Below are 26,126 nucleotides of genomic sequence, written 5' to 3'. Positions count from 1 at the left end.
ACCGCAGCATCGGACCTTTCAAAACCCAACGAACGAGCGGCACAAGCCGCCGATGCATCGGGAGCACCGAGGAAACGTCATGTCTCATCCTTCGATTCACGCCCAGAACACGCCGGACAAGATCGCCTACCAGATGGCGAGGAGCGGCGAAGCCGTCACCTACCGTGAACTCGACCGCCGTTCCAACCAGGGCGCGCAACTGTTTCGTTCGCTCGGCTTGCAAAAGGGCGATCACATCGCGCTGCTGATGGAAAACACCCCGGTCTTCATGGAGATCTGCTGGGCCGCGCAGCGCAGCGGACTCTATTACACGGCGATCAGCCGCTATCTCACCGCCGACGAGATCGCCTATATCGTCAAGGATTGCGGCGCCAGGATCGTCATCACCACGCCGAAGTGTGTGGAATCTGTCGCGCCGCTGCTGACCAATGCCGCAGACAAGCCCATGTTCTTTATCGCGGGCGGCTCGCATCCCGGATTTCGCTCGTGGGACGATGCGCTGGCAACACAGCCCGCGACACCGATCGCCGATGAATCCGCCGGCTACGACATGCTGTATTCGTCGGGCACCACAGGACGCCCGAAAGGCATCAAGCGTCCACTGACCGAGCCGTCGATCCTGGTGCCCAATCCGCTGCTGAAGCTGCTCTGCGGCAACATGTGCGGCATGACGGACGAGAGCATCTATCTATCGCCGGCGCCGCTCTATCACGCCGCTCCGCTGCGCTTCAACATGATGTCGGCGGCACTTGGCGGCACCTCGATCATCATGGAATCGTTCGATGCCGAGGAATTCCTGGCGCTAGTCGAGAAGTACAAGGTGACGCAGTCGCAGCTCGTGCCGACCATGTTCGTGCGCATGCTCAAGCTGCCGGATGACGTGCGCGCGAAATACGATACATCGTCGCTGAAGGGCGCGGTCCATGCCGCGGCGCCCTGCCCCGCCGACGTCAAGGCAAAGATGATCGACTGGTGGGGACCGATCCTGATCGAATATTACGCAGGCTCCGAGGGCAATGGCGTCACGGTGTCCACATCGAAAGACTGGCTGGCGCATCGCGGCACCGTCGGTCGCGCAGTGGTCGGCGAGGTGAAAATTCTCGACGACGACGGCGCTGAACTGCCTGTTGGCGAAACCGGCACAGTGTATTTCGCAGGAGGCCCACAGTTCGCCTATCACAACGACACCGACAAGACCCAGCGCGCCTACAACGACCGCGGCTGGTCGACGCTGGGCGACGTCGGCTATCTCGACAATGACGGCTTTCTCTACCTCACCGACCGCAAGGCCTACATGATCATTTCCGGCGGCGTGAACATCTACCCGCAGGAAACCGAGGACGCGTTGATCTCACATCCGGCCGTCGCCGACGTCGCGGTGTTCGGCGTTCCGAACGAGGAAATGGGCGAAGAGGTCAAGGCCGTGGTGCAGCCGCATGATATGTCACGCGCCGGCAAGGAGCTCGAAGCGGAGCTGATCCTGTTCTGCCGCCAGCATCTGTCGCCGATCAAATGTCCGAAGAGCGTGGACTTCGAGGCCGAGCTGCCGCGCACGCCAACCGGCAAGCTGGTGAAGCGTCACCTGCGCGACAAGTATTGGGCGAAGGTCAAGAAGACGCCGGCGCAGGCGTAAGCCTGCTCCCTCTCCCCGCCTGCGGGGAGAGGGTCGGGGTGAGGGGCAAACGCACATGCGAAATTCAAACAAAGCCCCTCACCCCGGATCGCTGACGCGATCCGACCTCTCCCCGCAAACGGGGAGAGGTTAGAGAGACTCACTCTTCCTTCAGCCACTGCTCCACGAGCATGACGTCGGGCGGCTGAAGATAACGCGTGGTCCACATATCGACGGACCACTCGATCCGGCTTTCCTTTTCCACGATCACCGCCGTGTTGTGCGGCAACTGCATCGCGAGAATGTTTCCCCGATAGCGCGGATTGCCAACGGTGTGATGCTTTAGAAGTCCCCACTCCTGCAACACCAGCAGGAAGCTCGATACGTTGCGGGTCGAGTCCCAGCAGTCGAAATTCTTCGCGTCCGCTCCGCTGCGGATGTCGGCACGCGACACGCGCCCCGCGGTACCGACCATCGGGGCAACCCGGCGATCGAACCAGATCACGGCTTTCTGGATTGCCGCCCGCTCGGCCACCGCGGTCGCCTTGCCGGCGGCCAGTATCTGCGTCAGCGCCTTGCGGTCGGCCGCCGTGAAATCGAGCGTCGCGCGGCGGCGGCAGACGAAGCCGTAGCAGATCGTCATTTCCGACGATGACGGCGGATTGATCGACACCGAGGTGTAGAGTTCGCTCTGCTGCGGACTAAGCTGCATGGCAGACAGCGGCTGCGCATCGACCATGATGCCGAACACCGCCGCGATCACAATGGCCGGGAAAATCAGCTTGAACAACGCAGGAACCCTGAAAAATGAGCTGCGCAGAAGTATGACGGATTTGCCGCGCAATCAACAGCCCGGCCGCGCCCAGCACCAACATTCGCGCGAAGAAATAATGTCCTTGCATGAGCGGGAATTGGCGGAACCAGCCGCTTCCGGGTTCGGCATTTGCGTCGTAGCATGACGTCATGCCCGGGTTCGACGACATTCCACCCTTTTCAGCGCCCTACGCGCCCGATGACGGCGAGATCGCCGCGCGCCTGCTGGCGACGCCGCCGCTGGCCGCCGAACAGAATGCCCGCATCGACCGCACCGCCTCGCGTTTGATCGAGGCCGTGCGCGCGGAGGATGGCGGCTTCGGCGGCGTGGAGGACATGCTGCGCGAATTCGCGCTCTCGACCAAGGAAGGTCTTGCGCTGATGGTGTTGGCAGAAGCGCTGCTGCGTGTCCCCGACACCGCCACTGCCGACCGCTTCATCGAGGATAAACTCGGTCAGGGCGACTTCGCCCATCACCGCACCAAATCGAGTGCGCTGCTGGTCAATGCGTCGGCCTGGGCGCTCGGCCTGTCCGCGCGCGTGATCCAGCCGGGTGAGACGCCGCTCGGCACTGTCGGATTGATCGCCAAGCGGATCGGTCTTCCCGCCGTGCGTACCGCGACCCGGCAGGCAATGCGGCTGATGGGAAATCATTTCGTGCTGGGTGAAACCATTGACGCCGCACTCGCGCGCGCGGCGGACGACGATGGCCCCTACCACCATTATCGCTATTCCTTCGACATGCTCGGCGAAGGTGCGCGCACCGCAGCCGATGCCGCACGCTATTTCGAGTCCTATGCCGCGGCGATCGAGGCCATCGGCCGCACCGCAGGCAACAGGCCTCACCCGGACCGGCCGGGAATCTCCGTGAAGCTGTCGGCGCTGCATCCGCGCTATGAGGCGCTCAGCCGCTCGCGGGTGATGGCCGAACTGGTGCCGCTCACGCTCGATCTCGCGCGCCGCGCCATGGCGCACAACATGAACTTCACTATCGACGCCGAGGAAGCGGATCGCCTCGAACTGTCGCTGGACGTCATCGGCGCGGTGTTCGCGGACCCTTCGCTGGCAGGCTGGAACGGATTCGGCCTCGCCGTGCAGGCGTATCAGAAACGCGCCGAGGCGGTAATCGATCACATCCACGATCTCGCCGCGCGGCATGACCGCCGCATGGTGCTGCGCCTCGTGAAGGGCGCCTATTGGGACACGGAGGTGAAGCGCGCGCAGGAACGCGGGCTCAACGGCTATCCTGTCTTCACCCGCAAGGCGATGACCGACCTGAATTACATTGCCTGCGCGCGAAAACTGCTCGGCCTGCGCCCGCGCATCTTTCCGCAATTCGCCACCCACAACGCGCTATCGGTGGCGACCATCGCTGAGCTCGCGGGCGATGACGACAGCTTCGAATTTCAGCGGCTGCACGGCATGGGCGACGCGCTCTATGCGCAGCTTCATGCCGACAAGCCGGATCTCGCATGCCGCATCTATGCGCCGGTCGGCAGCCATCGCGACCTGCTGGCCTATCTGGTGCGGCGGCTTTTGGAGAACGGCGCCAATTCGTCCTTTGTGGCGCTGGCGGCGGACGACAGCGTTCCGGTCGCGACGCTGCTGGAGCGGCCGGAACGGATCATCGCAACGCCTGATCGGGCCCGCAACACCCGCCTGCCGTTGCCGCGCGAACTGTATCTGCCGCGGATCAATTCAAAAGGCGTCGAGTTCGGAGAGCGCGCCGCGCTTGGCGCCTTGCTGGCGTCGGTTGACGGTGTAGTGACGCCTTCAAGCGGTGACAACGACGCCTCCGAGAAAGACGCTGCGATAGCGGTCGCGCTGGCGCGCACCGGCTTCGCCTTCTGGAGCCGGACATCCGCCGATACCCGCGCCACCGCGCTGGAGCGCGCCGCCGATCTCCTGGAGCAACGAATGCCGCGCTTCGTCGCGCTGCTGCAAACCGAAGGCGGCAAGACCATCGACGATGCGGTCTCCGAGGTGCGCGAGGCAATCGATTTCTGCCGCTATTATGCGATCGAAGGCCGCAAGCTGTTCGGCGACGGCATGCCGCTTCCCGGCCCCACCGGCGAGAGCAACACGCTACGACTGCGCGGACGCGGCGTCATGGTGGCGATCTCGCCATGGAATTTTCCACTGGCAATTTTTTTGGGCCAGGCCGCCGCCTGCCTGATGGCAAGCAACGCTGTCGTGGCGAAGCCCGCCGAACAGACCCCGCGCATCGCCGCGGAAACCGTGATGCTGCTGCATGAGGCTGGCATTCCGGATTCGGCGCTCCATCTTGTGCAGGGTGACGACAATATCGGCGCGGCGCTGGTCGCGCATGACAACATCGCCGGCGTCGTCTTCACAGGCTCCACCGACGTCGCACGTTCGATCAACCGTACTCTCGCCGCAAAGGACGGCCCGATCGTGCCGCTGATCGCGGAGACCGGCGGCATCAACGCCATGATCGTCGACGCGACAGCGCTGCCCGAGCAGGTTGCCGACGATGTGGTGACGTCCGCCTTTCGTTCCGCCGGCCAGCGCTGCTCGGCCTTGCGGCTGCTGTTCGTGCAGGACGATGTCGCGGACCGCATGATCGAGATTATCGCCGGAGCTGCGGGTGAACTGAAGGTCGGCGATCCGCGCGATCCTGCCACCCAGGTCGGGCCGGTGATCGATGCCGAGGCGAAAGAACGCCTCGATGCCCACATCGCGCGGATGAAAGCCACTGCACGCGTTCATTTCGCGGGCGACGCGTCCGCATCAGGCAACTTCGTCGCGCCGCATATCTTCGAATTGGAAAATGCGGAGCAACTGACAGAGGAAGTGTTCGGTCCCATTCTGCATGTAGTGCGCTACAAGGCGGCGGATTTCGAGCATGTACTGCAATCAATCGCCACCAGCGGCTACGGCCTGACGCTGGGGATTCATTCGCGCATCGATGACACGGTCGAGGCCACGGTGGAGCGGCTCGCGGTGGGAAACGTCTACGTCAACCGCAACATGATCGGCGCGGTGGTCGGCGTGCAGCCGTTCGGCGGGCATGGCCTGTCGGGAACAGGGCCGAAGGCCGGCGGGCCGCATTATCTTCCACGTCTCGCCACCGAGCAGACGGTGACGATCAACACCGCGGCTGCGGGCGGCAATGTCGGGCTGATGACGGAAGAGTAGCGCGGAAAGCAAACACAGTTCGTCATTGCCGGGCTTGCCCCGGCAATCCATTCGCTTCGAAAATCTTCTGAAGAATGATGGATGCGCGGTTCAGCCCCGCGCATGACACCTCTCATTTGTGACAGGCTCCTACAGCACCACCGGCTTGTCTGGCAGTTCGTTGCCATGCGCGCCGCTGGCCGGGAAATGCTTCGCCAGAAGCCTGGTCACCGCCGCGATGCCTTTCAGCACTCCGCCCTCGAAATTCCTGGAGCGGAATTCCGCCTCCATGACGCGGCAGATTTTCTCCCACTCCGCCTGCTGGACCTTTTCGCTGATGCCGCGGTCGGCGACGATCTCGACGTCGCGGTCGGCAAGCAGCAGATAGATCAGAATGCCGTTGTTGTTCACAGTGTCCCAAAGCCGAAGCTGAGCGAACACATCGATGGCGCGCTCACGCGCGGGCTGATCCTTGAACAGAGGCGCGCCATCGAGCGCGCCTTCCACCACAAAGCGGATCTGACCGGCATGGGCCGCTTCACTGGCCTTGATGGCCTTCTCGATATTGGCCAGCGCCTGGCGCGGGAACGCGCGACGCACTCGCCAGCGGTTGAGAAGAAGATGTTTGCCGATGCGTTTGATGCCCATTGCTGTGCTCTTGGCTACCAATTGCCCGACGCGCCGCCGCCGCCGAAGCTGCCGCCGCCTCCGCTGAACCCACCGCTGGAACTGCTCGAACCGCCGGAACTGAATCCGCCGCCGTAGCCGCCACGGCCTCCGGATGACACGAGCGTGTCGCCGATCAGCGTCACGACAAAGGCGATCATTCCTCCGATAGCGGCGATCGGCAACACACCAAGGAAGAACCAGATGAAGAGGGCAACGCCGCCACCAGCCACCAGCGAGCCCAGCAGCCGCCCGAAGATCGCCCTGAAAATTCCGCCGCCGACCAGCACGATAATAAAGAGAAACGGGAAGTACTCGCCGATCGCGCTCAGGTCCGGCATCTCGCCTTCTGGCTTCGGCGCAGGCAGCGGCTCGCCATCGATCACTTTCAGGATACGGTCCGCGCCATCCGAAATGCCGCCGGCGAAGTCGCCGCTCCTGAACTTCGGCGTGATGATCTCGTCGATAATGCGCTTCGAGGTGGCGTCGTTGAGAGCGCCTTCAAGACCGTAGCCAACTTCGATGCGCAGCTTGCGGTCGTTCTTGGCGATAATCAGAAGCACACCGTCGTCGACCCTCTTGCGCCCAAGCTTCCACTGCTCGGCCACGCGGAGCGAATACTGCTCGATGGTTTCCGGCTGCGTGGTCGGCACAATCAGCACCGCAAGCTGGCTGCCCTTGCGATCCTCGAAAGCCTTCAGTTTCTGTTCGAGGGCCGCGGCCTGATCGGCCGATAGCGTTCCCGTCAGATCGACAACGCGCCCGGTCAGCGGCGGCACCGCAACGTCCGCCCGCGCAACAAACGTCGCACCGGCAAACGCCCAGCACAGCATGAACGCGAGAATGGCCGCCTTTGCCGCTTTCATCGCGGGTGTCCGCTATTCCCTCTTCCCTTACTTGGCGGGCGCGGGTGTCGCGGGAGCAGCCGGCGACGGCGCGTTGAAATCAACCTTCGGCGCCGTGGAAATCGACTTTTCATTCTCCACGGTGAAGTTAGCCTTTTCCTTGTAGCCGAACGCCATCGCGGTCAGGTTATTCGGGAAGGTGCGGATGCCGACGTTATAATCCTGCACTGCCTTGATGTAGCGATTACGCGCGACGGCGATCCGATTCTCGGTGCCTTCAAGCTGGGCAACCAGATCGCGGAACAACTGGTCGGATTTCAGCTGCGGATAATTCTCCGTCACCACCAGCAGCCGCGACAGCGCTCCGGTCAGTTCACTCTGCGCCGCCTGGAATTTCTGCAACGCCGCCGGATCGTTCAGCACTTCCGGGGTCACCTGCACGCCGCCAACCTTGGCGCGCGCATTGGTCACGCCGAGCAGCACATCCTTTTCCTGCTGGGCAAAACCTTTGACGGAGTTGACGAGGTTCGGCACCAGATCGGCGCGGCGCTGATACTGGTTCACGACTTCGGACCATGCCGACTTCACCGACTCGTCGTTCTGCTGGATCGCATTGTATCCGCAATTGGTGAGGCTCAGCGACGCGAGCGCTGCGAGGACCGTCAAAATCTTGCGCATGAATATCTCCAGTAAAACGCCGAACGCCGGCAGAATGAGAGAACAAGCGAGCGACCTTAGCGCGGCCGTGTGACGGCGAGCATACACGCCCCGTCTGCCCGGGTCATCTTGCCCCGCTCGTTCGCTTTTTAGCTACTTTGCTCTTGAATAGTCGATGAATGCGCGCAGCGCAGCAGGAACCTGCCGCCGGCTCGGATAGTATAGAAAGAATCCAGGGTAGGCCGGACACCAGTCGGCCAGCACGCGCACCAGCTTGCGCTTGGCGATCAATTGCCCGGCCTGTGCCTCGAACACATAAGCAAGACCAGCGCCATCGAGCGCCGCTTCCAGCATCAGATCCTGATCCCCGAGCGTCAGCGGACCATCGACCTCGATATCCAACTCGATGCCGCCGCGCTCGAATTCCCAGCGATACATTGAACCGCTCGAAAACCGGTAGCGGATACACGGCAGCCTGCTCAGGTCATGCGGCGTTACTGGCGGCTTGTGCGCCTTGAAATATCCCGGCGAGCCAACCACCGCGAAACGATGGCGTGGCCCGACCGGCACTGCGATCATGTCAGTGGCGATGGTCTCGCCGAAACGCACGCCGGCGTCGAATCCCGCCGACACCACATCGACAAGCGCATCGTTAATGACGAGATCGACGTGTATATCCGGATAGGCCTTGAGGAATTTCGTGATCAGCGGGATCAGCACAAGACGCGCCGACTGCCGCGCCGAGTTGATCCGCAATGTTCCGGCGGGTTTGCCGCGGAAGGTGTTGAGGTCTTCAAGCGCGTCGTCGATGTCGCGAAATGCCGGGCTGATGCGGGAGAACAGGCGCTCGCCCGCCTCGGTCAATGCCACACTGCGGGTGGTCCGGTTGACGAGCCGCAGGCCAAGCCGCTCCTCCACTGTCCGCAAAGCGTGGCTGAGCGCCGAGGGCGTCACGCCAAGTTCGACCGACGCCGCCTTGAAGCTGCGGTGTTTGGCGATGGCCACAAAACCCGCCAGATCGGATGAATCCACGCGCGCCATTAATGAATTTTCCTCACTAGCTTACGGAAATTATACGAGATTATCTCATCAATGGATACCCGCTAGTTTCCTCCCATCAGCCGGCGGACGATCCCGTCCCCGGCGAAAAGGGAGAAAATCATGCGCGTCTGGTTCATTACAGGAGCATCTCGCGGTTTCGGCGCACGGATCACGGCGGAGGCACTCGCCCAAGGCGACGCGGTTGTCGCAACCGCGCGCGACCCGTCAACCGTCACCAAGCAGTTCGGCTCGCACGAGCGGCTGCTGGCCGTGAAGCTCGACGTCACCAACGAAGCACAGGCCCACGAGGCCGCAGGCGCCGCCGTAAAGACATTCGGCCGGATCGATGTGCTGGTGAACAACGCCGGCTTCGGCCTGCTCGGCGCCGTGGAGGAAGCCAGCGATGCAGAGACGCAGCGGGTGTTCGGCACCAACGTGTTCGGCCTGCTCAACGTCACCCGCGCCGTGCTGCCGCATATGCGCCGCCAGCGCTCGGGCCACGTCATCAATATCTCGTCTGTCGGCGGCTATGCCGGTTATCCGGGATGGGGCGTGTACGGTGCGACGAAATTTGCGGTGGAAGGCCTCAGCGAAGCGATGCACGCTGAACTGGCGCCGCTCGGCATTCATGTAACGGTGGTCGAGCCAGGTTTCTTCCGCACCGATTTCCTTGACGATCAGTCGCTGTCGCGAACCCGTCAGGAGATACCCGATTACATCGACACCGTCGGCAAAACCCGCAATGTGGCCGCCGACGTCAATCATGCCCAGCGCGGCGATCCGTCGAAGCTTGCGGCGGCATTCATGAAACTGGTTGACACCAACACACCTCCGACACGCCTGCCGCTCGGCAGCGACACGGTTGAGCGCATCGAAGCCAAGCATGCGCATGTGGAGAAGGAGCTTGCCGCCTGGCGCGATGTCGCAGTATCGACCGACTGGACCAATGCATGATGTTGCCGAACATGCCTCGAACCTCGCGCCACATGACAGCGTTGCGCGAGGTTTCACTGGAAATCGGCCGTGGTTACGTTCACAGTTCCAATTCGAAACCAACCCGGCATTGGAACAGCAACCATGACCGCCATCGCGATTGCATCATCCCAAACTGTGATCGACACCGGCACGGACGAACTTCTCTGCGAAGTGCGCGACCGCGTTGCCGTCATCACGCTCAACCGTCCGCAGGCGCGCAATTCGCTTTCCGACAATCTGACGCCGGCACTTCGCCGTATGATCAAGCTCTGCGGCGAAGACCCGAACGTCGGCGCTCTCCTCATCACCGGCGCGGGCGATGCGTTCTGCGCCGGCGGCGATGTTAAAGGCATGGGCGGGAAACCCGGCAGCAGCAATGCACCGGAGCTGACATTCGACCAGAAAGTCGTGCGCTTGCAGGAACGCCAGCGCACGCTGACCGGCGCGCTGGTCAATGTCCGCAAGCCGACCATCGCGGCGCTGCCCGGTCCCGCTGCGGGCGCCGGACTTTCGCTGGCGCTGGCGTGCGATCTGCGCATTGCCGCGGAGTCCGCTTTCGTCACCACGGCCTATGTGAAGATCGGGCTCAGCGGCGACTACGGCATGTCATGGCTTCTGACGCGCCTTGTCGGCACGTCACGCGCGCGCGAGCTGATGTTCTTCGGCGACAAGATCGACGCAAAACGCTGCGAAGCACTCGGCATCGTCAACCGCGTGGTGCCGGACGACAAGCTGCGCGAGGAAGCCTTTGCATGGGCAAAGAAGCTTGCCGAGGGTCCAACGACAGCGCTGCGCTTCCTGAAAGACAATCTCGACGAAGCGCTGATGAACGACTTCCTGACCTCGCTCGATCACGAAGCCGAGCGCATGGTGCGATCCGCAGGCACCGCGGATCACAAGGAAGCCGTGAAGGCCTTCGTGGAAAAGCGCAAGCCGGTGTTCAAGCGCAGCTAATTTGTGGGGAAATCAAATGCCCTCGAACTGCAAACGTGCGAGGCGCGCGTAAAGGCCGTTGGCCGCGACCAGCGAGGCATGCGTTCCCTGCTCGACAATGCGTCCCTGCTCCATCACCAGAATGCGGTCACAGGACAGCACAGTCGCAAGACGATGCGCGATCACCAGCGTGGTGCGATGGCTCATCAATTCTTCCAGCGCCGTCTGCACCAGAGTCTCGCTCTCGGCATCGAGCGATGACGTCGCCTCATCCAGCAGCAACAGCGGCGCATCGCGCAGGATCGCGCGCGCAATCGCGATGCGCTGGCGCTGACCGCCGGACAGCGTCACGCCGCGCTCGCCAAGCTGCGTATCGAACCCAAGCGGCAGGCGCGTAATGAATTCGGTGGCATGAGCCAGATCGGCCGCACGCGCGACCTCGGCATCGCTGGCGTCGGGACGGCCGAACCGGATGTTCTCGCGGGCGCTGGTCGCGAACACCGCAGAATCTTGCGGTACAAGTGCAATGCGCGACCGCACCGCGGAGGGATCAGCCTCGCGGATCGGCACGGCGTCGACCGAGATCACACCGCTCGCAGGATCGTAGAACCGCAACAACAGATGGAACAGCGTGCTCTTGCCCGCACCTGACGGGCCGACCACCGCGACCTTCTCGCCGGCCTTCACCGCGAACGAGACGCCGTCGACCGCAAGATGATCCGGCCGCGTCGGATACGAGAACCGCACATTGTCGAACGCCACGTCGCCGCGCGGCGGGACCGGCAATGGGCGCGGATTGATGGGAGCGGCGATATCCGGCTTGATGCGCAGGATTTCGAACAGCCGCTCCGACGCACCGGAGGCCTGCGAGATCTCGCCCCACACCTGGCTGAGCTCGCCGAGCGCGCCTGCGGCGAAGGCCGCATAGAGGATGAACTGGCCGAGACGCCCGGCGCTGATCTGGTTGGTCAACACATCATGCGATCCGATCCAGAGGATCGCCACGACGCTGGCGAAAATCAGGAAAATCACCGTGGCGGTCAGAAACGCGCGCGCCCGCGTCGAGTTGCGCGCGGCGACGTAAGCCCGCTCGACTTCGCCGCCGAACCGCGCTTCCGCGAGGCGCTCATTGGTGAAGGCTTGCAGTGTGCGGATCGCACCGATCAGTTCGGAGGCATAGGACGAGGCCTCCGCCAGCGTGTCCTGCGCACCGCGCGACAGTTTCTGCACACGGCGGCCGAAGGCGACCAGCGGCAGCACGATCAGCGGGATCACCGCGAGCACGATGCCGGACAGCTTCGGGCTGGTGACGACCATCATCGTGGAGGCGCCGACGAACAGCACGAGATTGCGCAGCGCGATCGAGACCGACGCACCGACCGCGGACTTGATTTGTGTGGTGTCGGCGGTCAGGCGCGAAACCAGTTCGCCGCTATGCGCGGTATCGAAGAACGACGGCGACAGCGACGTCAGATGCCTGAACACATCCCGGCGCAGATCGGCGACAATGCGCTCGCCCAGCGTGATGACAAGATAGTAGCGCGCGGCACTGGCGCAGGCGAGTACCGCCACCACCGCGATCATCACCGCGAAGTAGCTGTTGATCAGCGCGATGCCTTCGGGGCTGAAGCCGAAATCGATCATGCGGCGCACGGCGAGCGGCACCACCAGCGTCGCGGCGGATGCGACGATCAGCGCCACCAGCGCCGCTAAAGCCTGTCCGCGATAGCGCGCGACATAAGGCGCCAGCGCCAGCAGCGGACGCAGCTTCACGCCGCGCGACTTCTTCTGTGGCGGCTCCGGCGCATCAGGCGTCTGCCCGGCGGACGCGGCGGAGCCCCCTTTGACGGCCGCCACTTCGCGCGCCTGCGCGGATGGCAAACCCGGGTCCTCAACGCGTTCCACTGCACTCATCCGATCGGCCGCCGTGTTGCTTTCTGGCCCTCAAATAGGCCCCATGACGGGCGCTGGCAAATGACGTTCTCGGCTTGTTTCAGAGGCTGTCCTGCGATATAGAGCGGCCAAATTCGTCCCGAACATTCCCGATCTGTGGGCGCACGGCGCCAGAGGATTTGCCATGAAAGCCGAAATTCACCCGGATTATCATACAATTAAGGTCGTCATGACCGACGGGACCGAGTACCTGACCCGTTCGACCTATGGCAAGGAAGGCGACACCCTGAACCTGGATATCGACTCCAAGTCGCATCCGGCCTGGACCGGCGGTACCCAGCAGATCCTCGATCGCGGCGGCCGCGTCTCGCGCTTCCAGAAGAAGTTTTCGGGCTTCCTCAAGAAGGACTGATCTTTCCCGGAATTCCGGCATTCAATACAAAAACGCCCCCGCTTGCGCAGGGGCGTTTTTCGTTTGGGGAATGCCGCCGCAAATTTCCTGTTTCGCCTCTCCCCGCAAGAGCGGGGCGAGGTAACAACCAGACGCTTACCGGCGCTCGAAGGCAGCCTTCAGCATGTTCATTTGCGGCACCAGCGGGTTGCCGATCGCCAGATGCTCTGAAGCCGGCGTGTGGATCGTCGCATCCAGCCGGCGCACCTTCGATTGCAGCGCCATCGAGCGCGTGACAAGGTCCTGCAAGCGTGACGGCAGTTTCGAAACAATATCTTCCGGTCCGGGATCGGCGGCGGTCAGTTTGACCTTGGTCTTTTCGCGATTGGCCTGGTGCAGCGTCATCTCGCCTTCCTTGACCGCGCGGTGCAGCAACAGCCAGGACGCCAACTGCATCAGCCGCGTCGTCAGCCGCATGCTTTCGGTGGCGTAGCTCAGGCTCACCGAGCGCTCCAGCGCCTTGGCCTCGGTGCGGCCGGGTCCGTCCAGGTAGGCCGCGGTTTCTTCGACGAGGTCCATGCCTTCCCTGAACAAGGTCCCGAAGGCGGGTGAATTGGTGATCCTCTCGCTTAAGAGAACGAGATCGGCTTCGCCCTGGTCGGACATGGTTAACGCCTCACGCAGTTGGTACGCTGATTTTTTTATGATGAACAAATCATTGCGCGCCCGGCGCGGAGAGTCCAGCCACGCCGCGTAACAATGAGGAGATATGGTTTCCAGCGCGATGCCGGGCACGGGGAAATAACCCCGGCCAAGGTATTATCAGACAAAAAAGAGCCGCCGTTTCCGGCGGCTTTTGAAAGTTGATAACAGGGAGGCGTCAAACAGAGTGACAGGAGCCACTCGGTGTCCAAACAAGGACAATTGCAGTCATAATCCCGAAAGCTTAATACGTCGTAAATGAACGGTTCTTTTTACGGTTCCTTTGCAATTGCGCGGAACCCGCGATTGCGATTTGAACATTCACGATTTGAAGAAGGCGTTGGCGGCGTCGCGGCTGGCGCGCTTCCTGGCGGCATCGGCTTTCAGCCGCTCGATCTCGGCTGCGAGCGCTGCGATGCGATCTTCAATGTCCTCGAACGACAGCAGCGACAGATCCTGCCCCAGTTCGTGGGTGATTTTCTTTCCTGAGTGTCCTGAATCCGAAGTTCGCTTCATTTTGCAACACCTTCCATAGCGAACTTCGGATTCAAAAGGACACTAGTAATTATAAATTCTAGTGTGGCTTTGGTTCGCAAGTCCGCAAGAGCGCGAGCTGCAAAAGGATGCGGACTTGCGAACCGCCACACTAGCTTGTCGTCGTCATCGGCGGCCATGCTTCCCTCCTCTCGTTCACCCGATTATAGCTGACATCTTCCTTCCCCGCCCATCCGCCGCAAGGACACATCATGGACAAGCTGCCCGCGCAAATGACCGCCATCGCGATTTCCAAACCCGGCGGACCCGAGGTGCTCGTGCCTGAACAGCGGCCGGTGCCGAAGCCGGGACCGAACGAAATCCTCATCAAGGTTGAATCAGCGGGCGTGAACCGCCCCGACGTGTTGCAGCGCATGGGACTGTATCCCGTGCCTCCCGGCGCAAGCGATCTTCCGGGTCTCGAAGTCGCCGGCGAAGTGGTCGCGCTCGGTGAAGGCGTCACCAAACGCAAGATCGGCGACAAGGTGATGTCGCTGGTCGCGGGCGGTGGTTACGCCGAATACTGTCTCACCCATGAGAGCCACGCGATGTCGGTGCCGAAAGGGTTTTCGATGACCGAGGCCGGCGCGGTCGCCGAGACGCTGATGACGGTCTGGCACAATGTGTTCGAGCGCGGCGGATTGAAGCCTGGTGAAACGCTGCTGATCCACGGCGGCTCGTCCGGCATCGGCACCATGGCGATCCAGATGGCGAAGGCGCATGGCGCAAAGGTATTCGTCACAGTCGGCGGACAGGACAAGGTCGATGCGTGCCTCAAGCTCGGTGCGGACGCCGCGATCAATTACAAAACCGACGATTTCGTCGCGAGAACGAAGGCGCTGACCGACGGCGTCGGCGTCGACGTCATCCTCGACATGGTCGGCGGCGACTACATCGACCGCAATTATGAGGCCGCGGCCATTGAAGGCCGCATCGTCCAGATCGCATTCCTCGGCGGCTCGAAGGCGACGCCAAACTTCGCCAAACTGATGATGAAGCGGCTGCATCATACCGGATCGACGCTGCGCCCGCGTTCCATCGCGGACAAGGCGGCGATGGTCAGCGCAATTGAGGCCAAGGCCATGCCCTGGCTCGCCAGTGGCCGCGTCAAACCCCTGATGGACAGCACGTTCCCGCTGAAAGAGGCCTCAAAAGCCCATGCGCGGATGGAATCGAGCCAACATATTGGCAAAATTGTGCTCGTGCTCTGAATCCGAAGTTCGCCCTATTCCGCAGTTAGGCCGGTAGCGAACCTCGGATTCAAGAGAGCACGAGAAAACTAATGATTCCAGTGTGGTTTTGGTTCGCAAGTCCGCAAATGGGCATGCGGAGAAAATGTTGCGGACTTGCGAACCACCACACTGACGGTTTAAGGCCGGGGAACCTATCGAAACCCTTTGATTTGCTTCATATTCGTGGCATTTATCGCGTTCCAACCGGCGGGCCCTTTTCGTCCCGCCGTGTCCACCGCGGAGAGCTGACTTTGCGCTCGATCAGAGGCTTCGCGCTGCACGTGTTCCATAGTCGAAGTTCGCTTCGGGCCGCAGCGCTCTCATTTCTGCTGAGCTTGATCCTGTTCGCCGCCGTTCAGCCGGCGCATGCGCTCGACGCGATCAGCGTCCGTAGCGACGCGCCCGCGATCGACCTGACCGGCGTGCTCGAATTCCAGCGCAGCGACACCGACCGCATCCAGGTCTCCACCGCGCCCGGCACCGACGGCATCGTCCGCCGCATCGAGGTGCGCGCGCGCGAAGGCGGCCAGAACTGGATCGTGTTCGCGCTCACCAACAACACCGACGATCAGCTCGACCGCCTGATCGTCGTTCCGCACTACCGCATCGTGTCGTCGGGATTGCTGTGGCCGGATCTCGGCCTGTCGCGCGTCGCCTCGATCACGCCCTCGACCGGCGACCGTCCGGAGCGCCAGGAGAACGCCACCGCGGACGTCTTCCGCATTACCCTCGATCCTGGCGCTGTGATCACCTTCGTCGCCGAACTGCGCACCGACAAAATTCCGCAGCTCTATCTGTGGGAGCCGGAAGCCTACAAGGACAAGGTCAATTCGTTCACGCTCTATCAGGGCATCGTCATCGGCATTTCCGGACTTCTGGCGCTGGTGCTGACCATCCTGTTCGTGGTCAAGGGCAGCATCATGTTCCCGGCCGCCGCCGCGCTGGCATGGGCAGTGCTGGTCTATATCGGCGTCGATTTCGGATTCTGGGGCAAGGTGTTCGACATGTCGGCCGGCGCGGAGCGCGTGTGGCGCGCATCCGGCGAGGCCATGCTGGCGGCGACGCTGCTGGTGTTCCTGTTCGCCTATCTCAACCTGTCGCGATGGCATGTGCGTTATTCGCACATCACCATGGGCTGGCTGGTGTTCCTCGGCGCGCTGGTCGCGCTCGCACTGTTCGATCCCGCCGTCGCATCGGGCATCGCGCGCATCTCCTTGGCGCTGATCGCGGTGTTTGGCTTTGCGCTGATCGTCTATCTCTCGACCCACGGCTTCGACCGCGCGGTGCTGCTGATTCCGACCTGGTTCCTGCTGATGGTCTGGGTCGCCGCCGCCGGCATGACCATCGCCGGCGCGGTCACCAACGACATTGTCGGGCCCGCATTGCTTGGCGGCCTTGTGCTGATCGTGATGCTGATCGGTTTCACGGTGATGCAGCATGCCTTCGCGGGCGGCGGCGCAACCAACGGCGTCGTCTCCGACGTCGAGCGCCGCGCGCTGGCGCTGACCGGCTCCGGCGATCTGATCTGGGACTGGGACGTGTCGGCGGACAAGGTCTTCACCAGCCCCGAAACCGAGGTGCTGCTCGGACTCAAACGCGGCACGCTGGAAGGCCCCGCAGCCAAGTGGCTCGAGGTGCTGCATCCGCTCGATCAGGACCGCTTCCGCGCCGCGCTCGACAGCGTGCTCGATCAGCGCCGCGGCCGCCTGGTTCAGGACTTCCGGCTGCGCACGCCTGACGGACACTTCATGTGGTTCGCGCTCAAGGCACGCCCGGTGGTCGGCTCTGACGGCGAAGTCTCGCGCGTGGTCGGCACCCTCACCGACGTCACCGACATCAAGAATTCCGAAGAACGGCTGCTCCACGATTCGGTGCATGACAATCTCACCGGCCTGCCGAACCGGCAGCTCTTCATCGACCGTCTCGGCGCGGTGTCGATGTTCGCCAAGACCACGCCGAACCTGCGCCCCACCGTGATGGTGATCGATCTCGACCGCTTCAAGCAGGTCAACGATTCCGTCGGCATCGCCGTCGGCGACTCGATCCTTTTGACGCTGGCGCGGCGTCTTGCCCGCATCCTCAAGCCGCAGGACACGCTGGCGCGTCTCGCCGGTGACCAGTTCGGCCTGATCCTGACCTCGGAGCACGAGCCGGCGCGGATCACCGCTTTCGCGGAGACCATCCGCAAGACGATCCGGGCGCCGATCGCTTTCGATGGCCGCGAGATTTTCCTCACCGCATCGATCGGCCTTGCGCTGAGCGATCCGCAGATCCCGCTGACCGAGGAGATCATCAAGGACGCCGAACTGGCGATGTATCATTCCAAGCGCATCGGCGGTGACCGCATCGACGTCTACAAATCCGCCATGCGCGCGCGCAAGACCGACCGGCTCGCGCTGGAATCCGAACTGCGCCGCGCCATCGAGCGTCAGGAAATCACCATTCTCTACCAGCCCATCGTGCGGCTGGAAGACCGCAGCATCGCGGGCTTCGAGGCGCTGGCGCGCTGGGATCATCCCAAGCTCGGCCGCATGTCGCCGTCGGAATTCATTTCGATCGCGGAAGAAATTGGCCTGATCGTCGAACTCGGCCTGTTCGTGATGGACACGACAGCGAAGCAGCTTGCAATCTGGCAACGCACCGTGCGCTCGCGCGAGCCGATCTTCGCCAGTGTCAATGTCTCGTCCCGCCAGTTGCTCCGCCACGATCTCATTCACGACGTGCGCGGCGTGATATCCCGCTCCGCCGTGGCGCGCGGCTCGCTCAAGCTGGAACTGACCGAATCCCTCGTGATGGAAAATCCCGAGCACGCCGCCCAGATGCTGCACCGGATCAAGGAACTCGGCGTCGGCCTGTCGTTGGACGACTTCGGCACCGGCCATTCGTCGCTGGCCTACCTGCAGCGCTTCCCGTTCGACACCATCAAGATCGACCAGTCGTTCGTGCGCACCTCAAGCCGCGGCGCGCGGCCGGTGCTGCTCAAATCGATCATTGCGCTGGCGCATGATCTCAACATGGAGGTTGTCGCCGAGGGCGCGGAAACCGATTCCGACGCCGTCGAGCTGTTCCAGCTGGGCTGCGAATACGCGCAGGGCTTCGCCTTCGGCGAGCCGATGGACGCCGATGCCAGCCTCCGGTTGCTGACAGGCGAAAAGGTTCAGCAGCCGCGCAACCGCCGCCAAAGCATCCGCAACATCACGACGCCGATGCCACCGGCGGCAACGACCGCGCCCGCCGCCATGCCCGGGCCTGAGACGGCCTAGCCGCCTTGGCGTCATTCCGGGGCGTGGATGAAGCGAGCGAGCCCGGAATCCAGCGTAACGATTCACGTTGATGCTGACGAAGATTCCTGGGCCGCGCAAAGAGCGCGTCCCGGAATGACGGGCTATTGCCGGATCAGAATCTAGGCGTGCCCGGCTTCGTTCGACAGCATCGCCAGATCGATGCCGATCTTCTCGAGGGCGCGCTGATACTTGTCTTCGGCGTCGGGCCCGAAAATCAGATCGGGATCGGCGGGACAATGCAGCCAGCCGTTATGCTGGATCTCGTTTTCGAGTTGGCCGGGCGCCCAGCCGGCATAGCCCAGCGCCAGAATGGCATGTTTGGGTCCGGCACCTGCCGCAATCGCCTTCAGGATGTCGAGCGTTGCGGTGAGGCAAATTCCGTCATCGATCGGCAGCGTCGCATCCTTGATAAAGAAGTCGCTCGAATGAAGCACGAAGCCGCGGCCGGTATCCACCGGGCCGCCTTTCAGGACTTTCATATCCTCGGCGCTGCCGGGCAGTTTGATCTGATCGGCCTTGTTGATGATATCGAGCTGCACCAGCAACTGCGGGAAGTCGATGCTTCCGGCCGGGCGGTTGACGATGATGCCCATGGCGCCTTCGGACGAGTGGGCACACAGGTAGATCACCGAGCGGGCAAAGCGCTCATCGTCCATCACGGGCATGGCGATCAGCAACTGACCGTCGAGATAGCCGACGCCCGATGTCTCGCCTTCGGCCAGAATCTGACCGCCAGCAGGCTTTTCGGTCTTCTTGCGCGTGGCCTTCATCGCAACGACTCTCGTACTGTGCATCCATCCTGATATTGGGTGCCACTCCTGTCAATCAAGCGGCGCAGCGCGGCTGCAACTGCTGCATTTGGTCGCGAAAAAGACCGGATCACAGGCAATTCAATGGTTCACAGGGATGCCACCCTGTAAGGACGTCTGATGACACTTTCGGTTCCCGTTCGCACAATCTCCAGCATTGCCCTCGCCGCGATTGGCTGCTTCGCGCCGTTGCAGGCGCGTGCGGATGACGCCTCGCCCTGGATCAGGGACACGTACTCGTCAGTCCGGCTGATTGCCGGTTCGCGCAGCGGCAATGTGCTGCTCGGCGGCATCAGCTTCCAGCTCCAGCCGGGCTGGAAAACCTACTGGCGCACGCCGGGAGATTCCGGCGTGCCACCGCGGATCGATTTTTCGAAGTCCGACAACATCGAATCCGTCAAAATCCTCTGGCCAGTGCCGGTGAAATTCCCCGACGGAGCCGGAGGATTCTCATTCGGCTATCATAACCAGGTGCTGCTGCCGCTGCGGATCATTGCAAAGAGTCCTGACAAGCCGGTGACGCTGCGCGCCTCGATCAGCTACGCGGTGTGTGAAAAGCTTTGCATCCCGGTCGAGGCGAATGCCGAGCTTGGATTTGTCAGCGTCGCCAGCACCCAGGACAGCGCCATCGCGGCGGCGCTCGAAACCGTTCCGAAGCCCGCCAGGATCGGCGATGCGACGCCGATTGCGGTTCGCGACGTCCGGCGCGACGGCAAGCTGGTTCTGGTCGACGTGGTCCGGGACGAGAAGAACGCGGCCCATAAGGACAAGGAGGTCCAGCTCTTTGCCGAAGGTCCGGCGCCGGACTGGGCATTGCCGGTCCCCAAGCTTATCAAGCGCGAGGCGGACGGCGTCCTGCGTTTTGCCTTCGAGCTCGACGGGCTTCCTCCGGGCGCGAGCGCCGACGGCGCGGTCCTGAAGCTGACGGTCACCGGACCCGGCGGCGCCTACGAGGTCAATGCCACCCTGCCGGCGAAGACGGACTGAGATCGCACCGCAGCACGCGCGGCTCACGGGCGATTTGCGCGCCACCCATTCGCAAAACCGGTTCCCACCTCTACGGAAACCGCGCTATGACACTGCACCGATCTTACGGAGAACACCGATGACCATCAAAATTGGCGACAAGCTGCCCGAATCCAGGTTTCGCGTCATGACCGCGGAAGGTCCGCAGGTCAAAACCACCGACGATATTTTCAAGGGCAAGAAGGTCGCACTGTTCGCCGTCCCCGGTGCCTACACCGGCACCTGCCACAAGATGCACATGCCGAGCATTTTCCTGAATGCCTATGCCCTCAAGGACAAGGGCGTCGACACCATCGCCGTCGTATCGGTCAACGACGCCTTCGTCATGAGCGCCTGGAAGCGCGACACCGACCAGCGCGACGAAGCGATTTTCCTCGCCGACGGCAATGCCGATTTCGCCAAGGCCATCGGCCTCGAACTCGACGCGTCCGCCAATGGTCTCGGCATCCGCTCCAAGCGCTATTCGATGCTGGTGGACGACGGCGTGGTGAAAATTCTCAACCTCGAAGCCGTGCCGAGCAAGGTCGAGGTCTCCGGCGGCGACACGCTGCTGTCGCAGCTTTGAGAGTGCCTATCCGTAAGAGGCGTAACATACGAGCTGTCGTCCCCGCGAAAGCGGGGACCCATACTCCCTAAGCAAGCTGTTAGCACCTTCGCATCAATAGCCTTCGTGGTTATGGGTCCCCGCCTGCGCGGGGACGACGCGAAAAGTTACCGCATCGCCTGAAAACTCAACTCTACCTGTTCTCCGCCAGTCCATCCCGCGCGAGCTGATCGGCGCGCTCGTTTTCGGCATGACCGGCGTGGCCCTTGATCCAGTGCCAGCGGACCTTGTGGGCCTTCAGCGCCGCATCGAGCCGCTGCCACAAATCGGCATTCTTCACCGGCTTCTTGTCGGCGGTGCGCCAGCCATTGCGTTTCCAGTTGTGAATCCAGCTTGTGATGCCCTGACGGACATACTGGCTGTCGGTGGTCAGATCGACCGATGCCGGTTTCTTCAGCGCTTCAAGCGCGGAGATCGCCGCCATCAATTCCATCCGGTTGTTGGTCGATGGATTTTCGCCGCCCTTCAATTCCTTCTCGACATCGCCGAACCGAAGAATCGCGCCCCAGCCGCCCGGTCCCGGATTTCCGGAACACGCGCCGTCGGTGAAGATCGTGACATGCGGCAGCTTTGAATCGCTCACGCCACAATCCCGGACTGCTCGACGCCGTAATCGCGCATGCTCTTCACGCTCTGGTGGAAGCGCAGCTTGCGGACATATTCGAGTGGGTCCTTCGGCTTGACCAGCGCACCGGGCGGCACGTTGAGCCAGTCCACCAGCCGCGTCAGCAGGAAGCGCATCGCGGCGCCCCGCGCCAGCAGCGGCAGCGCATCCTGCTCCGCGGCGGAGAGTTTGCGCTCGCGGCCATAGGCATTGAGGAAAGCCCGCGCCTTGGTGACGTTGAAGGAGTGATCGATCTCGAAGCACCAGGCGTTCAGACAGATCGCGACATCGAAGGCGAGCATGTCGTTGCAGGCGAAATAGAAATCGATCAGTCCCGACAGCTTGTCGCCGAGGAACAGCGCGTTGTCCGGAAACAGGTCGGCATGAATGACGCCTTTCGGCAGATCGCCTGGCCAGTGCTTTTCGAGATGATCGAGCTCGGTGCCGAGCAGCGCACGCAATCCGTGCTGCACGCCGTCGGCGCGGTCAGCCGCCTGATCGAACAGCGGACGCCAGTCCTTCACCGACAATGCATTGGGGCGCGACATGGCAAAATCCGCACCGGCCAGATGCATCTTCGCCAGCGCCTGACCGACGGCGGCACAATGCGCCGCGCTCGGCTTGCGCGGCCACACGCCTTCAAGAAAATCGATGATCGCGGCGGGCCGTCCGGCCAGCGTGCCCAGCGCCTCGCCGCTTTCGGTGACAACCGGCTGCGGACAGGTGATGCCGTGCGTCGCCAGATGCGCCATCAACCCGAGGAAAAACGGCAGATCCTTCGCCGCGACGCGCTTCTCGTACAGCGTCAGGAAGAAATAGCCTTTGCTGGTGTGCAGAAGATAGTTGGAATTCTCCACGCCTTCGGCAATGCCCTTGTAGGAGAGCAGGTCGCCTATTCCGTAAGGAACGAGAAAATCCGCAAGCTCCTCGGCGGTGACGTCGGTGTAAACCGCCATCTAGTGTCCCGATTCCGAAGTTCGCATGTGTTGCAGCAACCTTTGATGCGAACTTCGGAATCAAAGGGACACCAGGATGGTGATGATTCCGGTGCGGCTTGGATTTGAAGTTCCTGAACGGACTCGCAGCCCATTGACAGGAACTTCAAATCCGCCGCACCAGAGGTTTACTCCGCCGCGTCGTTCCGCAGCGGACGCGGCAGCGGGAAGAATTCGTTTTCCTGCGCTGCGGACACGGTCTCGACGCTCAGCTTGTAGTGGGCGGCGAACGCATCCATGATTTCCTCGACGATGACTTCCGGCGCCGACGCGCCGGCCGTGATGCCGAGGGTCTTGATGCCTTCGAACTTCGACCAGTCGAGTTCGGACGCGCGCTGCACCAGCACGGAGACCTTGCAGCCCTCGCGCTCGGCGACTTCGCGCAGGCGCTGCGAGTTCGAGGAGTTCGGCGAGCCGACCACGATCATGGCTTCGACCTGCGGCGCGACCTTCTTCACCGCGAGCTGGCGGTTGGTGGTGGCGTAGCAGATGTCTTCCTTGTGCGGTCCGTCGATGTCCGGGAAACGCTCCTTGAGCACCGCGACGATTTCCGCAGTGTCGTCGATCGACAACGTGGTCTGCGTCACGAAGGCGAGCTTGGAGGCATCCTTCGGCTGGAAGGTGCGCGCCGCATCCATGGTCTCGATCAGGACGACCGCGCCCTTCGGCAACTGCCCGAGAGTGCCCACCACTTCCGGATGACCGGCATGGCCGATCAGGATGATTTCACGGCCGCGCTTGAAATGGATCGCCGCCTCGCGGTGGACCTTGGTCACCAGCGGACAGGTGGCGTCGAGCGTGAAGAAATTGCGCTTGTCGGCCTCGTTCGGAATGGCTTTCGGCACGCCATGGGCGGAAAACACCACCGGCGCATCGGTCTGTGGAATTTCGTTCAGTTCCGCGACAAAAATGGCGCCCTTTTCCCGCAGGCTTTCCACCACATAGCGGTTATGCACGATCTCGTGACGGACATAGACCGGCGCGCCATAGAGCTTCAGCGCGCGTTCCACCGTGTCGATGGCCCGGACTACCCCGGCGCAGAAACCTCGGGGGGAACAAAGCACGACTGAAAGCTGCGGTTTTTGAGCGTCAGGGGTCATTTTAAGCCGGAATCAAGGGTTTTCGGAACCGATAAGGGACTTGAAACAGCGACTTGGGGCTGCCTCCCCCATTCTGTCAAGGGCGATCAAAACCATTGAATGGTCCGCCCTCCGCAGACTATATAGGGACGAATTCCCGTCATCACCGATGACCAGACGGCTTTACCCCCCAAAAAATCTGGCGGGCGAAGCGTAAAGGAGATTTGCCATGAGCAATGCACCGCTGATGCCGAAGGCGACTGCCGTGTGGCTGGTTGATAACACCGCGCTGACATTCGACCAGGTGGCCGAATTTACCAAGATGCACCCGCTGGAAATCCGCGCCATCGCCGACGGCGACGCGGCGCAGGGCATCAAGGGCATGGACCCGATCTCGACCGGCCAGCTTTCCCGCGAGGAAATCGAAAAGGGCGAAGCCGATCCGGAGTACCGCCTGAAACTCGGCGAATCCAAGGTGATCCTGCCAGCGCCTGCGAAGAAGAAAGGGCCGCGCTACACGCCGGTTTCGCGCCGCCATGAACGGCCGAGTGCGATCCTGTGGCTGGTGCGCAATCATCCCGAACTCAAAGACAGCCAGATCATGCGCCTCGTCGGCACCACCAAGACGACGATCGCCAGCGTGCGCGACCGCACCCACTGGAACGCCTCGACGCTGACGCCGATGGACCCGGTGACACTCGGCCTGTGCTCGCAGATCGAGCTCGATTTCGAGGTGCAGCGCGCGGCCAAGGAAAAGCCCGCAGCCCAGCAATACGGCGGCGCGACCCTGCTGCCGGCCTCGGAGACCACCCGCAAGGACGCCGAACACGAGGCTGCCATCACCACCGAGAAGCAGCGCGACGACATGAATGTCGATGCCGTGTTCGCCAAACTGAAAAACATCGGCGGCAAAAAGGCCGAAGAGGAGTAAGCCTTTCGGGATCGTGCCTTTTATTGTGGGCATGATCTTTTCCGAAAACCGGCTTCCACTTTTCGGGATCATGCCCCCAGACGGGGCATGTCCTAATCGCCGGATGAGTGGTACAGGAGTGTGATGCACAACCGCGTCACGCTCCTTTTTGTTGCGGCGGCTCTGACCGCCCTCGGCTCCGCGATCCTCAGCGGCGCACCTGCGCGCGCCGACAAGATCGTCGATCCCAAAACGGTCGCGCCGGAGTTTCGCGAGGCTGCCGAAAAACGCCGCGCCGAGCAGGTCAAATTGATCGAATGCAACAACGCCGCCAAGGTCGCGAAAATTCAAAAGCGCGAACTGGCGCAATTTGTCGCCGCATGTTTCGACAAGCCGGCCGAGAAGACGCAGTAGATCAGCGCCAGCAAATTGCATTCACGTCGTCGTCCCCGCGAAAGCGGGGACCCATACTCCCTATGCCATCGACGGTGACGGGAGCGTCGTTGCGCATCTCGTTGAACCAGAAAATTCAGGGGTTATGGGTCCCCGCTTTCGCGGGGACGACATTGAATGTTTGGGCGCATTCAACATGCCAACACGATCTCGCGGCGCGATTGAACGCGTCCGAGGTGTGAGACACGCCCCCCCGCGCAGATGCGCGAAGGCGATAGAGCCTCGGGAGGCGCCGGGGTGCTTGCGAGACACCCGTGAGGCGAACCTTGCGATCAGTCCGCCTGCGCGATCTTGCGAGGGCCGCGCGCGCCAAATGACTTTGGCGCTGCGCCTCCCGGCGCTCCACCGCGTCACCTAGCAATCCCCGCCGCTCATGAGACGGCGGGATAACTATAGGAAAATATTCCTTTATTGCGGCGAAAATTTGGCAAACCTCTTTTTTAGAATCTCAACACGCCCCAAGTGGCTAGCAAGATCGTTGGTGCTTCGATTAAATTGATCATACTCAACAAGCTGCCGATCCACACTGCTCGGTGTACCTCCAGCATCGACCTTTTTGCGATTCGTCTTTCTCTCTTCTTCGAAGCGATTGAGAAACTCTCGCACAGTTGGATATTGAGATTGTTTAAGCTGCCTAATGAACCAGTAGTAAACTGGGAGCACCCCAGCAGAACTGAGCAATCGGTCTTTTGGAAGAAAGATAGTCGCCAAATCTTGAAGTGCATCGAACGAACGACGAGCCGCGAGTTCGAGCTTTGCATGTTCGCGTCCAGCCATTTTTACAAAAGCGTCTAAGCTGCTTTTCTTTGTTTCTTGCGGTTTACCGGAAAATTCAAAAAGCAAAAGCTTAGCAGCCGTGACCTGCTCCCCGAGTTGCCCTCGTTTATAAGGAGAGTCTGTTCTGGTTCTGCCCCCTGTTGGGGCGGGTTG

The 26,126-nt window shown here is 62.1% G+C and carries 24 protein-coding genes; 11 read left to right on the top strand and 13 right to left on the bottom strand.

Features of this window, described 5'->3' with window-relative positions; genetic code table 11:
- Positions 1-79 precede the first annotated feature (79 nt).
- Positions 80-1,633 (top strand): acyl-CoA synthetase, encoded by a 1,554-nt coding sequence (locus AC1Q6J_RS11555; RefSeq protein WP_492279465.1) that lies wholly within the window; start codon positions 80-82, stop codon positions 1,631-1,633.
- Positions 1,634-1,772: 139 nt separating this feature from the next.
- Here AC1Q6J_RS11555 and AC1Q6J_RS11550 read toward each other — a convergent pair whose 3' ends face one another.
- A complete protein-coding gene (locus AC1Q6J_RS11550; RefSeq protein ID WP_492279596.1) occupies positions 1,773-2,351 on the bottom strand; it encodes a hypothetical protein in 579 nt (192 codons plus the stop codon).
- Between the two features lie 224 nt (positions 2,352-2,575).
- Between AC1Q6J_RS11550 and putA the strand changes: the two genes are divergently transcribed.
- Positions 2,576-5,584, top strand: a complete 3,009-nt coding sequence (gene putA, locus AC1Q6J_RS11545; protein WP_492279464.1) for a bifunctional proline dehydrogenase/L-glutamate gamma-semialdehyde dehydrogenase PutA — start codon at positions 2,576-2,578, stop codon at positions 5,582-5,584.
- Positions 5,585-5,713: 129 nt separating this feature from the next.
- Here the strand turns inward: putA and AC1Q6J_RS11540 are convergent, their stop codons facing one another.
- The 4 genes from AC1Q6J_RS11540 to AC1Q6J_RS11525 all read right to left on the bottom strand — a co-directional run bounded on the left by AC1Q6J_RS11540 (position 5,714) and on the right by AC1Q6J_RS11525 (position 8,772).
- Positions 5,714-6,211 carry a TPM domain-containing protein gene (locus AC1Q6J_RS11540; RefSeq protein ID WP_492279463.1) on the bottom strand — a complete coding sequence of 166 codons (498 nt, stop codon included), beginning with the start codon at positions 6,209-6,211 and terminating at the stop codon, positions 5,714-5,716.
- Positions 6,212-6,225: 14 nt separating this feature from the next.
- Positions 6,226-7,095 (bottom strand): TPM domain-containing protein, encoded by an 870-nt coding sequence (locus AC1Q6J_RS11535; protein WP_492279462.1) that lies wholly within the window; start codon positions 7,093-7,095, stop codon positions 6,226-6,228.
- Between the two features lie 27 nt (positions 7,096-7,122).
- Entirely contained in the window at positions 7,123-7,752 is a 630-nt protein-coding gene (locus AC1Q6J_RS11530; protein WP_492279461.1) for a LemA family protein, read from the bottom strand.
- Positions 7,753-7,884: 132 nt separating this feature from the next.
- Positions 7,885-8,772 carry a LysR family transcriptional regulator gene (locus AC1Q6J_RS11525; RefSeq protein ID WP_492279460.1) on the bottom strand — a complete coding sequence of 296 codons (888 nt, stop codon included), beginning with the start codon at positions 8,770-8,772 and terminating at the stop codon, positions 7,885-7,887.
- A 120-nt stretch (positions 8,773-8,892) separates the two neighbouring features.
- Between AC1Q6J_RS11525 and AC1Q6J_RS11520 the strand changes: the two genes are divergently transcribed.
- Positions 8,893-9,726, top strand: coding sequence for an oxidoreductase (locus tag AC1Q6J_RS11520; RefSeq protein WP_492279459.1), 834 nt, complete (start codon positions 8,893-8,895; stop codon positions 9,724-9,726).
- Between the two features lie 123 nt (positions 9,727-9,849).
- Positions 9,850-10,701, top strand: a complete 852-nt coding sequence (locus AC1Q6J_RS11515) for an enoyl-CoA hydratase (protein WP_492279458.1) — start codon at positions 9,850-9,852, stop codon at positions 10,699-10,701.
- A gap of 12 nt (positions 10,702-10,713) precedes the next feature.
- On the opposite strand, the gene AC1Q6J_RS11510 is transcribed toward AC1Q6J_RS11515, so the two are convergent.
- Positions 10,714-12,594 (bottom strand): ABC transporter ATP-binding protein/permease, encoded by a 1,881-nt coding sequence (locus AC1Q6J_RS11510; protein ID WP_492279457.1) that lies wholly within the window; start codon positions 12,592-12,594, stop codon positions 10,714-10,716.
- Positions 12,595-12,757: 163 nt separating this feature from the next.
- On the opposite strand from AC1Q6J_RS11510, the gene rpmE reads away from it, so the two are divergent.
- A complete protein-coding gene (gene rpmE, locus AC1Q6J_RS11505; protein ID WP_002717151.1) occupies positions 12,758-12,985 on the top strand; it encodes a 50S ribosomal protein L31 in 228 nt (75 codons plus the stop codon).
- A 135-nt stretch (positions 12,986-13,120) separates the two neighbouring features.
- Here rpmE and rcdA read toward each other — a convergent pair whose 3' ends face one another.
- Together rcdA and AC1Q6J_RS11495 are read right to left on the bottom strand one after the other, a co-directional pair.
- Positions 13,121-13,630: a protease adaptor protein RcdA gene (gene rcdA / locus AC1Q6J_RS11500; protein ID WP_492279595.1), complete on the bottom strand. Its 510-nt coding sequence runs from the start codon at positions 13,628-13,630 to the stop codon at positions 13,121-13,123.
- Positions 13,631-13,987: 357 nt separating this feature from the next.
- Complete coding sequence (locus tag AC1Q6J_RS11495; RefSeq protein ID WP_492279456.1) at positions 13,988-14,182, bottom strand: DUF1192 domain-containing protein; 195 nt, start codon at positions 14,180-14,182, stop codon at positions 13,988-13,990.
- A 230-nt stretch (positions 14,183-14,412) separates the two neighbouring features.
- On the opposite strand from AC1Q6J_RS11495, the gene AC1Q6J_RS11490 reads away from it, so the two are divergent.
- Complete coding sequence (locus AC1Q6J_RS11490; protein WP_492279455.1) at positions 14,413-15,411, top strand: NAD(P)H-quinone oxidoreductase; 999 nt, start codon at positions 14,413-14,415, stop codon at positions 15,409-15,411.
- A 347-nt stretch (positions 15,412-15,758) separates the two neighbouring features.
- On the top strand, positions 15,759-18,695 hold the full coding sequence (locus AC1Q6J_RS11485) for an EAL domain-containing protein (RefSeq protein ID WP_492279594.1): 2,937 nt from the start codon (positions 15,759-15,761) through the stop codon (positions 18,693-18,695).
- Between the two features lie 140 nt (positions 18,696-18,835).
- On the opposite strand, the gene AC1Q6J_RS11480 is transcribed toward AC1Q6J_RS11485, so the two are convergent.
- The gene (locus tag AC1Q6J_RS11480; RefSeq protein ID WP_492279454.1) at positions 18,836-19,486 is read right to left on the bottom strand and encodes a YqgE/AlgH family protein; all 651 of its coding nucleotides are present in this window, start codon (positions 19,484-19,486) and stop codon (positions 18,836-18,838) included.
- A 159-nt stretch (positions 19,487-19,645) separates the two neighbouring features.
- Here AC1Q6J_RS11480 and AC1Q6J_RS11475 point away from each other — a divergent pair, with 159 nt between their 5' ends.
- Together AC1Q6J_RS11475 and AC1Q6J_RS11470 are read left to right on the top strand one after the other, a co-directional pair.
- Positions 19,646-20,512 carry a protein-disulfide reductase DsbD domain-containing protein gene (locus AC1Q6J_RS11475; protein WP_492279453.1) on the top strand — a complete coding sequence of 289 codons (867 nt, stop codon included), beginning with the start codon at positions 19,646-19,648 and terminating at the stop codon, positions 20,510-20,512.
- 118 nt (positions 20,513-20,630) lie between these two features.
- Positions 20,631-21,116: a peroxiredoxin gene (locus AC1Q6J_RS11470; RefSeq protein ID WP_492279452.1), complete on the top strand. Its 486-nt coding sequence runs from the start codon at positions 20,631-20,633 to the stop codon at positions 21,114-21,116.
- 172 nt (positions 21,117-21,288) lie between these two features.
- Here the strand turns inward: AC1Q6J_RS11470 and rnhA are convergent, their stop codons facing one another.
- The 3 genes from rnhA to ispH all read right to left on the bottom strand — a co-directional run bounded on the left by rnhA (position 21,289) and on the right by ispH (position 23,854).
- A complete protein-coding gene (gene rnhA, locus AC1Q6J_RS11465) occupies positions 21,289-21,738 on the bottom strand; it encodes a ribonuclease HI (RefSeq protein WP_492279451.1) in 450 nt (149 codons plus the stop codon).
- Complete coding sequence (locus AC1Q6J_RS11460; protein WP_492279450.1) at positions 21,735-22,715, bottom strand: homoserine kinase; 981 nt, start codon at positions 22,713-22,715, stop codon at positions 21,735-21,737. The genes rnhA and AC1Q6J_RS11460 overlap by 4 nt, the downstream gene beginning before the upstream one ends.
- 167 nt (positions 22,716-22,882) lie before the next feature.
- Positions 22,883-23,854, bottom strand: a complete 972-nt coding sequence (gene ispH, locus AC1Q6J_RS11455; protein WP_492279449.1) for a 4-hydroxy-3-methylbut-2-enyl diphosphate reductase — start codon at positions 23,852-23,854, stop codon at positions 22,883-22,885.
- Between the two features lie 208 nt (positions 23,855-24,062).
- Here ispH and AC1Q6J_RS11450 point away from each other — a divergent pair, with 208 nt between their 5' ends.
- Both AC1Q6J_RS11450 and AC1Q6J_RS11445 read left to right on the top strand, forming a co-directional pair.
- Positions 24,063-24,764 carry a DUF1013 domain-containing protein gene (locus AC1Q6J_RS11450; protein WP_492279448.1) on the top strand — a complete coding sequence of 234 codons (702 nt, stop codon included), beginning with the start codon at positions 24,063-24,065 and terminating at the stop codon, positions 24,762-24,764.
- A gap of 123 nt (positions 24,765-24,887) precedes the next feature.
- On the top strand, positions 24,888-25,157 hold the full coding sequence (locus tag AC1Q6J_RS11445; protein WP_492279447.1) for a hypothetical protein: 270 nt from the start codon (positions 24,888-24,890) through the stop codon (positions 25,155-25,157).
- 447 nt (positions 25,158-25,604) lie between these two features.
- On the opposite strand, the gene AC1Q6J_RS11440 is transcribed toward AC1Q6J_RS11445, so the two are convergent.
- Positions 25,605-26,126, bottom strand: a 522-nt coding sequence (locus AC1Q6J_RS11440; RefSeq protein ID WP_492279446.1) for a hypothetical protein, incomplete at its 5' end; no start/stop codon positions are given.

The sequence above is a fragment of the Afipia sp. MLSD5-FHT05B12 genome (assembly GCF_058793355.1).
Note: the sequence above shows the minus strand (reverse complement) of the source record. Positions and strands in the feature narration are given on the sequence as shown.